Raw genomic sequence first — 12075 nt, 5'->3', positions numbered from 1 at the left:
GGCAGATTCCGCTATGACTGTTCCGACTGCGAAACCGGCCTCACGTTTCGACAAGCAGGGTGATGACAGCGACACGGTTGCCCGACGAATCTTCCAGTTCAACAGATGTGCTCGGAGGCGCTTTCGCGTTGAAGGCAAAGGTGGCGAGCGCCATGGCGACGGCTCGGCAGGCCGTCAATTGATCGTCTTCTTCAATATGGCTTTTTGCCAAAATGCGTTTGAATTCATCCCGTACCTTGAAATTGTATCGCGCCATTTGCCACCAAAGTTGCGTCATATCCTCGCAGATACATCGCATATTCTAATGTATTCAATGGTTGTGCATTTTTAATATGACGGACGGTACTTCGGAGCGGTCCAATCATCAGCTTGCCCCGATGAGGCAAGGCATGTCAAGCAATTAGCTGTGGCTGTGAAACAACCCGATCCCCATCCATTCGGGCAGCTTAACTAAACCTTCGGTAGATGGCAGAGTGCTTTTGCCAGATTGGACGCCACCCGGATCTGGCTAGTGCAGTGTCCGACGGCGCTACGCCCCCAATCTAAGCGTCGTCGGACGCTTCGGCATCCGTTTCCTGTTCATCGAACCACGCACCGTGAACGGGAGACCTCCCCGTTGGCATTGCACCTGCTTTAGCCATCACCGAGCTACGTGGACACCCAAATGTTTCAGGCCGTTGATGGGCCAAAATGAGCAGAGCGAATGACGCAGGACGGCTCTCGCAACCTCACGCCTTTGATCTATTGCCACGACAATCAATCCTGACGGACGCTTCGATCTCGAGCTGAACTGGCGAATTAATTTTGATTGGCTTGCCGCATAAATCGAGTGAAACGAAAATCGTTACAAAAATCTGCTGATAAAGCCCAATTTTAGTCGGGATTTTCGCGGCACCTTCGCAGCAAAGAGCGAGAGATAGTCGTCTCTCAAGTGACAGGTGCTTGAATTGGGAGAGCAAATGCCCGTTGACAGACGATCATTCATTTTTGGCGCCCTTGTTGCCAATCTATACGCAGGCCATAGCTCTGCTTCAGAAACCCTTGCTGAACTGACGACACAATTAGCTACCGAAAGCGAGAATTGCTCCATTGCGGTCACAACGCTGAAGGACGGGCGAGTAGCGGAAACATTTTCAGCCTCAAGCACTGGGACATCACCCCCGGGTGATGCTGTCTATCAAGCCGCATCCCTCGGAAAGCCGCTGGTCGCATTCATGACCTTGCGAATGGTCGAGAGGCGGGAGTTGACACTTGATACACCGCTCGATCAGTTGTTGCCGAACGGATACCCACACCACCAGAATATTTTTGCTCTTAAAGCTGCTCCAATTGTGGATGTCGTTCCCGTTCAAGTTCTGCGCCTGATAACACCGAGAATGCTGCTTTCGCATACGGCCGGATTTCCCAACTGGTCTCCTTCAGCACCGCTTGTTCCCGAATTCACTCCCGGCTCGCGTTGGCAATATTCCGGTGAAGGATATGTACTTCTTCAGCATATTCTCGAAACCATTTCCGGTCATCCATTGCAGGAGTTGGCCGAGCAAGATCTGTTCGGCCCGATCCAGATGACCAACAGTGCTTTCAAGATCACCGACGCGATCCGGCCCCGCCTTGTTGTCGGTTCCCCGCGGCAACTCCGGTTTCCTTTTGAAATCGCATCAAGCTCGCTTTATATCACCGCCAACGACTACGCCCGCTTTCTCGAAAGCCTGCTGAATGACGAGACGATGCTGTCCTCAACGGTAGCCAACCTGGTCACACTGCCAACGTCATGGGAAAGTTTTTGGCAGTCCACAAGTCTCGCCTGGGGATTGGGTTGGGGGGTTGAAACCCGCAACAAGCCGGTTTCACTCTTCCATTGGGGAAGCAATCCGGGTTTCCGGTCTCTGGTTCTGGCCGACCTGCAATCACGTGACGCTATTATCGTTCTGACATCCTCGGAAAAGGGCATGCGAGCTGCCAAGACGCTCGTCAAAACCGAAATCCACGGTGAGCATCCGGCATTGGACATAAGTTTGATCAATTAAAACCGCGCCTCGCCGATCACCTGCGCCGAGCTCGCATAGGCAAGGCCGATCTCCATGACCGTAACACGGCGATCAACGTTATACAGAGCCTGCCACAACGATCGAACGCGCGGCACGGCTCTGTTTCGACTTTCGCCCGCTCAGCACCTCCGCCACGACCTTGAGCGTTGCAGCGACGTCTGCCTGGAAACACGCTCGTCCAGATGGGCTTCCTGGCGAAAGTTCTCCCAGCAGCGCAAGATCTCAGGGATCTTCCCATCCGTTTCTCAGCGGCGTGAGCGCTTTCTCGTGTCCGAAGGGTTCTCGCCATACACCGTCCGGTAGACGGCTGCGAAACGGCCAGGATGGAGGAAGCCCCATCTTATGCAGATATCCCGTGTCGAGCTTTCATCGCTTGGATCGAGCAGATCCTGATGCACCGCCTGCAAGCGGATTGCCCGCAGATAGGCCGCCGGTGTGGTCCCCTTGAAGTTCTTGAAACCCATCTCGAGAGACCGCAGCGAGACGCCTGCCTCCTCTGCTACGGTTAGCATGGTTAGTGGTTCCGCCATGTTCGTATGCATGAATTCGACAGCGCGACGCACATGCCGCGGCGAGATCACGTGGACTTTCTTGTGGAGAAGAAGCGAGTGCCGATGGGGGATCGAACGCACGATAAGATCGGCAAGAGCTTGACCGAGGTTCGACATAGCGATTGGTGAGGAAAGTAGAGGTCCATCGTCGCGCATGCCCATAATGATCGTTTGGGCCAAGTTGGCTATTGACTGACCTGCCGCCGTAGAAACGTTCACGACGGGTGCGAGGTCAATTGAGCCGATCAATGGCTTTTCCAGAATGGCGGCCGCAACTTGCGTGAATGTTTGCCAACTCAAACTCAGAGTATCAGAACGATGGGGTGCGTCCTGCACCAGAACACGATCCGCTTCGCGGCCATTCAACAACAGCAATTGGCCAGGTGTCCCTTCGATTTGGGCACGCCCGCGCGACACCTCGAGAGCGCCCGCACGCGGAACAATGATCGCTAAAGTCTCCGGATTTCCGCTTCCTGTTCGCGCGCCCCAACCGCCGGCGTCCTGATTGCTGACGACCGACAGCTTTGCATTGCCCCAAAAGCCGACTTTCCAGTTAAGTGGCCTATCCCGCCCCGTGCGCCAGGCTTCCAACGGACCGAAGCCATCGGCAAGCGCTTCAAGCATATTCTCAAAAGTTGAGCCCTGAAAGCGATGTTCAAAATCAGTCAATGTATCTTCCTGCTTATTGAACCGATGGGATCATATGCTACTTGCCCGTGCGGGTGAGCCGTTCCAAATTTTGGGGCGAAGATAGGCTAACGTTTTCGGTCGTCAATCAGGGAGCTAGACCGGTGACGGCTCCCAATTTCCTCAGCGATGGTGGGTAGCACGAAGAATGATTGCATCTCAAGCTAGGGGCGCGACCTGCGAAGTGCCTCGATGCCGATCCCTTTGGGAAGCCTAAGCTAAACCTTCAATCCTTGGCAAAATTATCGCTAGGTTGGATACCACTCCCAGTCCGGTTCATGCAGTGGCCGACGGCGCTACATCCCAATCAAAGCGTTATCGGACGCTTCGGTCCCAATCTGCGGTCATCGATCGTGGCGACGGACTCACATATTGTCGCCTGGTTGATGATCGGGCTCAGGGGACACCGGAAGCCTTGCTCAACAGGATTGACCAAAGGTTATTGCCAATGGCCCAGGGCAGCAGATTCGACCCATCACGAAAATGAATCGATGCAAGCAATCCGATTCAAATCTGTCGTTGGACGAGTGAATCCCGATCGGCGATCCTTCGCTTATGATCGCACAGCCTTATCAGCTCTATGTCGAACGAAGGGATCCGCCAAAGAACATGGCGAGATACTATGCAATGTCCATCGAACCGACGTTGTTCGGGGATGCTTGCCTTATCCGTCGCTGGGGACGCATCGGCACGGCCGGCCAGCAGATGAGCCATCATTTCGAGAAAGAGAAAGAGGCGGTCGCGCTGTTTCTGGAACTACTCCGCCAGAAGCGGGCGAAAGGGTACCGGCCGTCGGCTCGCCTGCGATAAAAATGGGCGACAAAGGTAATGCTCTGGTATATACCAGATATAGCAAAACTGGAGCTTGCCATGTCGACGAAAGCCGTTTTCACCATGAAACTGGAACCGGAGCTGCGGGATAGGTTCATGGCCGAGGCCGCCGCGGATGACCGGCCGGCGGCCCAGGTCCTGCGCGAGCTGATGCGCGAATATATCAGCCGTCGCCAAGAAGCACGGCAGTACGATGACTACTTGCGTCGCAAGGTAGAGATCGCACGTGGACAGCGTGACGACGGTATGCATGTCTCTAATGAGGAAGTGGAAGCCGAAGCGACGGCACGCCGCGCGGAGCTGCGCCGCCGGATCGATGAGGCGGATCTGTGAAAATCCGTTGGATTGCGGCGGCGCAACAGGATCGGGCCGACATTGTCGATTACATCGCAGCCGAGAATCCGCGTGCAGCGCTCAAGATGGATGAGTTGTTCAGTGAGGCGGCGGCCAAGCTCGGCGATTTCCCGATGCTCGGGCGCATAGGCAAAATCCCCGGCACACGTGAATTCATCCCGCATGAAAGCTACCGGCTTGTCTACGAAGTGGACGAGACAGCAAACACGGTATGGGTAATGGCGCTCGTCCATACCGCCCGTCAATGGCCACCGACACGGGACGACTAGCCGCTTTGCTCAACAGAAATGCGCAGCCGAGCCTAAAGCAAAAAAATGGGCCGCCGGATAAATCCGCGGCCCTGAGATATGAAGGTTTTCAAAACCTCCAGAGGGGAACAGTCAATGCGGCGGCACTGGGAGGAAAAAGACCGCCATGTGCATCAACTGTAAGCATAATGCCCGATTCCTGGGCGATTGAAAATCATTTATTGTGCAATGCAGCTATGTTCGCACTGCGTTGCACATAAGCATCTGCATCCAGGCTGAAACGGGGACGGGCAGCTTTAAACTGCCTCCGGCATGGCTCAGCCTCCGCAGCCGCATGGGTGCAGATCACAAAGCGTCAACGGCTATCGCACAAGTTCCCGGATCTTGTAGGCAACTTCGGTTCGGTTTGTCGCGTTCAGCTTCGACATGATATTGCGAATGTGCACCTTTATAGTGCTTTCACAAAGACCCATCTCGTAGGCGATAATCTTGTTGGCCTTGCCACGCCGTACCGCTTCAGCAACCACGGTTTCTCGCGGTGTAAACAGACTGTCGAGAGCGTTGCTCTGGCCGGCCACGGGAGCGAGTGCTTCTTTCGCAGCCAGCAAGCTGCTTGCGGGCACGAAAATGCCGCCTGCGCGCGCAAGCGCCACAGCTTCTGCAGCAACCTTTATGCCGACATTCGTCGGAATAAAGCCCCGTGCCCCGCATTCCAGTGCGTGCAGCACTTGGACCAGCTCATCACTATCCGCACCCACAATCACGGGACTGGTCTGAAACTGCTCAACCAAAGCACGGATGGTGGCACTGACATCGGTCTCAGAAGCCTTGCGTCCACCGATCATGAGGAGAATTGCGGATGGCAACGCTTGCATATCGAGCACCCGCCACTCATCCAATGAACCGACGGTCACGATGTGCAGTGTACTGTCGCACTCCATCAAGTTCTTTGACAGACACTCACGACCCAGCGTACGGGAATCGATGAGGAGAACATATTCGTCCAATTCATCAAACTTGGGCATACCCGCCGCGGTAAACGGCCTTTGACCATCGGATGCCCCGATAGAAATGCGGCCTGCACTCGACTCCAACGCAAATTTCTCACTCGTAATCGACTGTCCAATCATGGTCTCTACCCGCTACATTCAACCCTGAATTTACGCCATGTATATATTTTAATTTAAAAGTATTTAATCGCGAAAATCTACGTTTATCGAAATGAAATCCGATATTTTTCGCTATAGTATATATTTCTCTAGATACTATATTTTGCTCGGCTGTCTATTCATTAGCATACCTTATCTTTTAATACAATTTTTAATATAATTTATTTCCATCGTATATTTCTGGCATATTTTTGTTTTGAATTCGACTTACAGACGCAGGTCAGAACGGGCTATGATGGCGATATGACCGCCCTTAGTAGACTTAGACGGGAAGACAAGATGTCTTCACTGCCGGTGCTTTGGCTTGTGGCGTTCTCTATCTTTCCTGACTTCCGTCTCCCGGTTGACCTGCTTTTCGCTCAGCAATTCCCGCTGGGCCTGGCGCTGTCGTTCGATCTCCGATGATTGGTTGATGTCGGCCGGGATCGGCTTTGACGGGTTCTGTTCGATAGACCGCTCTGCTCGGACGGCGGACGCTGCCTCGGATTGCGTGCGATAGGCGTGATCGTCTCCGCCGCCGTCGAATGGCCGCTCATGAGTGGCCGTGCTTCGGTCGGCCTGGCGGATTTCGCGCTCCGCTTCGGCTTCGGTCCGCTCGCGCACCACCTCAAGATTGACTGCGATCTCGGCATCGCTGCGCGCCATGGAGGGGCTGCCCGCCGCGGGGCTAGCTTGCTGCCGATCGGGATTGTCGTGTGACTGTGAACCGTCGGTGAAGCCGGCAACCTTGCGCTCGCGCGCCTCTTCCCTACGCCGGCGCTCCTCCACTCTTTCCCGCGCTGCACTTAATTGCTCCTGAAGCTCGGGATTGGTAATCTTGAACCCGTGCTCGGCGGCAAGCTCCACGGCGATGGCCTTGTCCCGTGCAGTACCATTGACGTTGATGGAACCCCATTTTTCCGCCGCCGCACGCATCGCCGCAAGGGTCGATGCGCGTTCACTGTCGGCGGGCTTGATCTTGTCACCATCCACGATCGGAGTGGAGGTCACCGGTCCGGATTGAGTGGTGGCGGGTCCTTCGGTTGTGGTCGACGCCGGAGCGGTAACATCTCGCTGTGACGTGCCGAGTACCCCAGCCGGGTTCTCTTTATGGGGCGCACCTGGGGCAAGACCGGCGCTAAGCTCGCGTAGCCGCGCTACTCGCTCATTCGCGGCGACCAGCTTTTCCTGGAGCTCGAGATTGGTGATTTTGAAGCCATGCTCGGCAGCAAGCTCGATGGCGAGGCTCTTGTAACCTTCGGTACCACTGATCGTCAGGCTACCCCATTTTTGCGAAGCGACCTGCATGGCAGCAAGCACGGTCTCGCGATCTTTCCATGTGTTGATTTCGACCTTGTCGCCGTGATCCGTAAAGGCAACGGCTCCTTTGCCGCCTTCCTTATGGGTAACATAACGAATAACCGCGCCGCGTTCTTCAGCCACAAACTGGCGAAACTCGTATTTGACTGGAGCGACAAAGCGGTCGCCCTCGACCGCGCCGCGCTTCTTCTCGATGTCTTCCTGGATGGCCAGCATGCGCTGTTGAGAGTCCCGAAGCTTGCCATGCAGCTCCTCGATCTGCGGCTGGCGATCCGATGGCAGATGTTTCTTGATGATCTCCATCTGCTCGTTCATGTCGGCGAACGAGGTCTTCATCACGTTGAGATTTGCCAAGTTATTCGCTCCCTTCGTAAAATGATCGATCAATCCCGCTAACTGCTTCTCGGCCAGCGGCGCCAAGCGTTGCGGTTTCATCAAACGTACTGCCGCCTCACTACGCCGGCGGAACTCGAGAACCTTCGCCATTTCCGTCTCGGCTTGCAGCAAAGGACGCGCCGTGTCGGCGAGCTCACGTGGCACCACGAAACGGATAGCTGCGCCATCGCCGGAAGCGGAACCGGTTGCGGACCTGGATTGTGCACGCGCCGGCGTAATCCGGTGCATGTCGGCTGGCCGGACATCGACATAGCCGAGCGTCCCATCATGGCGCCGCACCAACTCAAGGGCCTCGGCGCGATCGCGCGTAAATATCGGCGCCGACGACCGAACTCCTGGCCGTTCCGCCCGATAGAGCCGCAGCACACCTGGTTCCACGGGAACCTCACGAACGGCTTGCGATGACGCGACAAAGCTTGCGCTTTGCGCTGACATCGCCGCAACCTCACTCCATCCTTCAGCGGCAGCAACTGCCCGGCGCTTACCCTCTTCCCGCACGGGAACATGAACGGCACCCGTCCTGACGGCCTCGACACGCTGGCGCACGCGTTCCGAGGCGTTGCCCTTTTCCAACTGGCGAACATCCTTCAGCTTGTAGCCCGGTGGATTGGCCCGCTCGAAGCGGCTGGTTGCCTCCATCGCAATGCCGCGTTCACGCGCCTTAGAGGCAAGCGTCTCGCGCCAACGCTTAAAATCCTGAATGCCGGGCCGTAACCGCTTGCCCATATCCGATGTCAGCCGGACCACCGCATGAACATGGACATGCTTGCTGTCCTCGTGCAACGCAAAGGCAAAAGCGTGACCGGCAAACTCTGTCTCGAGCGTCGCACGAGCGGCCGAAACGAACGCCGCCTTGTCCGTACCCGGCATGGCGCTGAGTACGATATGGGCAACGTCTCGCTGCTCCTGAGAGCGCATATCCCGCTTCCACGAACGCGCTGCGGCGAGATTGGCTTCGTGTCCGCGAAGCATTTTTCCATCGGACAGATGTGCTTCATCTCTCCCTCCGGACGTCAGCCGCGACAGATACCGCGCAGCCCCTTCGACGCCATGGGCAAAACCGCGCTCTTCCATCGATACCGCTTGACCAAAAGCCTCGTCCAGTCGCCGCTCCAGTCCGGCCAAAGAGCCAGGGCTATCGAAGACACGATACGACCTGCCGCGCTTGTCGGTGTCTGAGCCCTCACGCCGGCTACTCGCCGCCGTCATCACGATATCTATGCGCTGACGCCCGGCCGCATCCCAGCCGACCGTCCACGCATAACGATGGCCGGAAAGCCCCTCTTCGAGCGCCGCATCCACCGTATCAGTCTCGACGAAAGATGCTGGCGTCAGCCTGAACATGAGAACGTCCTTCGACGGCGCACGGTGCCTGGACGCATCGGCCCACTCACTCGCCAGCGCGTGAACGGCGTCGGCGCCCCTGACCTCGCTATAATCCTCCCGCTCCAGCGTCACCTGTCCCTGCCGGCTTTGATAGGACAGAAGCGCGCCTGTACGTGATGATCCGCTGGCATAGCTGACGAGCTTGACCATTGCGCCCTGCGATCCCCGCGCCAATCCCCCGCGCATGTCGGCAGGTGATCGAAGTGGTGTAGGAGCTGGTGCTGGAGACGCCGGTATTGATCGCGGTGAGTGCGCTAGACCAAGAGAAGTGCCCGGACTCCCACGACGACGCCTGCGACGCCGTTCTTCGTCTTCCCTTTCGAGCCCGAGTGTCATGCCTAAAGGACGTGTTGCGGCAGATGGAGCGCTATAGCTCGCAAGCGCATCCACGTCCGATTGCTGCAGGGATCGCCTGCGCCGTTTCAATCGCTCCAGCAGATCGTCGAGCCCGAGCTCGTCAAGGAAGCTGGCTTCCATCACGCATCCGCCCCACTAGCGATGCCACTCACGTCCGCACCATCCTCGATCGCCCGCACCATGTCTTCCCGAGCGCGACCGCAGAGCGTCCTGTAAAGTTCCTCCTGGATCGACAGCACCTGCGCCATCCGCGTAAGACCCTGCTTCAACGCAGCATCCGACGGCAGCTTGCCACGATGCAGCGCCTTGACCGCCTGGTTGAGGTTCACACCGATCGCCCTCGTCTGGTAAGCGAGCTCGAGAATGGCATCACGCGTCTCATGGTCATGGGTCGGCCCGAAGCCGCAGGCAGCCCGCACCATGCGTCGCGCTCCCTCGCTCAAGGTGACGCCACGGCCAGAACAGAAGGCCGAAAATCCCGCAAGCTCCGTCTCGGTAAGCCGCACATGCAACGTTCCAGTCCGTGAACTCCGTGCCTTTGCGACCCTTGTCATGACGGCAAATCTCCAAGCCCAACACCCATCAATCACCACATGCGCGACGGATCAGCCTCATTCATTGCTCCGGTCTCGATCGAGAGACTGCCGGAGCAACCCAGCGCAAAGCGCAAGCTTTGTCGCCACACGAACGCCGCTATCGTGGCGTGGCAGATTTGTATCACAAATCGTATATCCCTGCCATCCATTTAACTTCACTTTTTTCAATATTTCCCTTTTAAATCAATACACTACGCGCACTGAGCGAAGCTTGCAAACTGCACGAAGTGCATGCGCTGCACGCACCATTTGAACCCTGCGAACGACGCTTGGTCTGCGCACTCAGGCCACCACGTGAACTCCATGCACTTCGAACGCTCCGGATGCTTCACGCACTTCGAGGAGCGCGCAGACTGCACGGAGCGACGACGCTGCTGGTAGTCGCTAGAGCTCATGAAGTGCGGGAACTTGTCAATTGATAACATATATAGCAAAATTAACGGGAGGTGCATGCAATGCAGTTATAGGAGCCCATCTCAGCATGACCATCCTGACATTCGCAAACTCCAAGGGCGGCGTTGGCAAGTCCACCCTATGTGCGCTCGTTGCTTCAGAACTCGCGTCGGCATCTTCCAACATCCATATCATCGATGCAGACAGGCAGCTCTCATGCTTCCAATGGGTAAACCGCTGCCGCCAGGCCGGAACACTTCCCAAGAGCATCACCGCTAGCAGGGCCGCAACCCAACAGGAGCTCGTCGACGCCATCTCGCAAACAGGGGAGGGCATCACACTGATCGATGTACAAGGGTCGATGAACGAGCTTCTCACCGCCGCTGTGGTCGCAAGCGACCTCACCATCGTGCCGGCCAAAGCGAACGTCATGGAAATGTTCGAGACCGTCAAACTGTTCGAATGGGCGCGGAATCTTAAACGAGCTCCACTTCGGCTTGTGCTCAACCGCGTCGAGGGCATCGATCTCAATACAAAGGCATTCCAGGACGCCATCGAATTGATCCGCGCCCACAAACTGCCGGCCCTACCAACGTTCATAAGGGCACGCAAAGTCTACGAGCAGTTCTGCCTCAATTCCGGCACGTTGGAGATCCTGTCCCAGGATCCGTCAAAAGCCGATCAGGTGAAGAAAGCACGCGCAAACATCGTGCAACTGCTGAACGACATCACAGAGGCAATAAAGGCTGATGAACTGCCGGCAGTCGAGTCCCAAAGGGTTCGCCGATGACAGACTTCAGAGAACTCGGCCGCCGCAAGCGCAGTGCCAAAGACCTCTCCGATCTTCTTGCCGATACGACGGACCAGCTCAAGCGCTATGATGAGATGTTCGTAACGCCCAAAGACGAAGGGCCGAGTGCACCAGAAGCGGAGCATCCCGGTGAGATGGCGAGCGACGGTGAGGCCCCTGGCAAGAGCAGCAGCCTAGCTGCCGATCTGCCTGACACTCAGGATGGCGGTGCGGTGGAAACCACACGGTTTCAGGTGAATGTTGGCCGCGACGTCATCCGGGCAATCAAGGTGGCAGCGGCCGAGGATGGTTTGAGGGTGTCGCAAGTGGTCGACAAGGCGCTGCGCGGCTATCTTAAGCAGAGGCCGAAATCTTAGCTGGCAGGGGCGGGCGTCGAGGGATCAATCCTCGCGTGCGCACATGCGTCACGGAGCAGGTTTCCCACAAGGCTTCGCAAAACCCTTCGGCGCAACCTGGCGGGCGCGGGTTTGCTCCGCCAGCTTCGTTCGCCCCGACACATGTCAGGGCTCACTACGGCCGCGGACGCGCCGCTCGGCGGCGCTGCGGCTGGAAAACCTTTAGTCCACGCAAGATTACGAGGTTCTTAGACAGAGAGGTTGATTCGGCTCCGCGTGCTACATCTTCATCTGCGTGAAGCCGCCTGCTGTCATCCCGGCTCAATCTTGAGGATATCCGCATACAGAGAAAGGGATATACCCGATATGGCCCCGCGCGATACCGCTGAACTGTCGTGCTGGATCGATACCGACAATCTCGCGTCGCAAAAGCAAATGCAACTCATCAACGGAGATAGGCGAGGCGTCGATCAGATACGCCGAAGGGCGTTTGCTGTAGGCTTTCGCAAACGGCACAGCCCATGCAATGACTTTTCGGGTGGGGGGAGAGTGTGAGAGGACGCGGGCTTGCGGGGTCCTCTTGCTGCGACCGCGGCGGTCGACCCGCCAAGGCC

General features: G+C 56.9%; 11 protein-coding genes. 6 read left to right on the top strand and 5 right to left on the bottom strand.

Annotated features, from left to right (window positions below):
• Window positions 1–40 precede the first annotated feature (40 nt).
• Complete coding sequence (locus tag GA0061100_RS34780) at window positions 41–277, bottom strand: hypothetical protein (protein ID WP_159444826.1); 237 nt, start codon at window positions 275–277, stop codon at window positions 41–43.
• A 682-nt stretch (window positions 278–959) separates the two neighbouring features.
• Between GA0061100_RS34780 and GA0061100_RS31855 the strand changes: the two genes are divergently transcribed.
• Window positions 960–2027, top strand: a complete 1068-nt coding sequence (locus tag GA0061100_RS31855) for a serine hydrolase domain-containing protein (RefSeq protein WP_075856866.1) — start codon at window positions 960–962, stop codon at window positions 2025–2027.
• 266 nt (window positions 2028–2293) lie between these two features.
• Here GA0061100_RS31855 and GA0061100_RS31850 read toward each other — a convergent pair whose 3' ends face one another.
• Window positions 2294–3223 (bottom strand): AraC family transcriptional regulator, encoded by a 930-nt coding sequence (locus tag GA0061100_RS31850; protein ID WP_075856865.1) that lies wholly within the window; start codon window positions 3221–3223, stop codon window positions 2294–2296.
• A gap of 618 nt (window positions 3224–3841) precedes the next feature.
• Here GA0061100_RS31850 and GA0061100_RS31845 point away from each other — a divergent pair.
• The 3 genes from GA0061100_RS31845 to GA0061100_RS31835 are packed head-to-tail and all read left to right on the top strand — an operon-like array spanning window position 3842 to window position 4740.
• The gene (locus tag GA0061100_RS31845) at window positions 3842–4096 is read left to right on the top strand and encodes a WGR domain-containing protein (protein ID WP_075856864.1); all 255 of its coding nucleotides are present in this window, start codon (window positions 3842–3844) and stop codon (window positions 4094–4096) included.
• A gap of 60 nt (window positions 4097–4156) precedes the next feature.
• Window positions 4157–4450 (top strand): antitoxin of toxin-antitoxin stability system, encoded by a 294-nt coding sequence (locus tag GA0061100_RS31840; protein WP_075856863.1) that lies wholly within the window; start codon window positions 4157–4159, stop codon window positions 4448–4450.
• Window positions 4447–4740, top strand: a complete 294-nt coding sequence (locus GA0061100_RS31835) for a type II toxin-antitoxin system RelE/ParE family toxin (protein ID WP_075856862.1) — start codon at window positions 4447–4449, stop codon at window positions 4738–4740. The genes GA0061100_RS31840 and GA0061100_RS31835 overlap by 4 nt, the downstream gene beginning before the upstream one ends.
• A 341-nt stretch (window positions 4741–5081) precedes the next feature.
• Here the strand turns inward: GA0061100_RS31835 and GA0061100_RS31830 are convergent, their stop codons facing one another.
• From GA0061100_RS31830 to GA0061100_RS31820, 3 genes are all read right to left on the bottom strand, one after another.
• Complete coding sequence (locus tag GA0061100_RS31830; protein WP_075856861.1) at window positions 5082–5849, bottom strand: helix-turn-helix transcriptional regulator; 768 nt, start codon at window positions 5847–5849, stop codon at window positions 5082–5084.
• 324 nt (window positions 5850–6173) lie between these two features.
• Entirely contained in the window at window positions 6174–9119 is a 2946-nt protein-coding gene (locus tag GA0061100_RS31825) for an LPD7 domain-containing protein (protein WP_083961498.1), read from the bottom strand.
• A 326-nt stretch (window positions 9120–9445) separates the two neighbouring features.
• Entirely contained in the window at window positions 9446–9880 is a 435-nt protein-coding gene (locus GA0061100_RS31820) for a hypothetical protein (RefSeq protein WP_075856859.1), read from the bottom strand.
• A gap of 523 nt (window positions 9881–10403) precedes the next feature.
• Here GA0061100_RS31820 and GA0061100_RS31810 point away from each other — a divergent pair.
• Both GA0061100_RS31810 and GA0061100_RS31805 read left to right on the top strand, forming a co-directional pair.
• Window positions 10404–11105, top strand: a complete 702-nt coding sequence (locus tag GA0061100_RS31810) for a ParA family protein (protein ID WP_075856857.1) — start codon at window positions 10404–10406, stop codon at window positions 11103–11105.
• Window positions 11102–11482: a hypothetical protein gene (locus GA0061100_RS31805; protein WP_075856856.1), complete on the top strand. Its 381-nt coding sequence runs from the start codon at window positions 11102–11104 to the stop codon at window positions 11480–11482. The genes GA0061100_RS31810 and GA0061100_RS31805 overlap by 4 nt, the downstream gene beginning before the upstream one ends.
• Window positions 11483–12075 lie beyond the last annotated feature (593 nt).

The sequence above is a fragment of the Martinezella hainanensis genome (assembly GCF_900094555.1).
Taxonomy (GTDB): domain Bacteria; phylum Pseudomonadota; class Alphaproteobacteria; order Rhizobiales; family Rhizobiaceae; genus Rhizobium; species Rhizobium hainanense.
The sequence above is the reverse complement of the archived record's forward strand: the minus strand, read 5'-3'. Positions and strand labels throughout refer to the sequence as shown.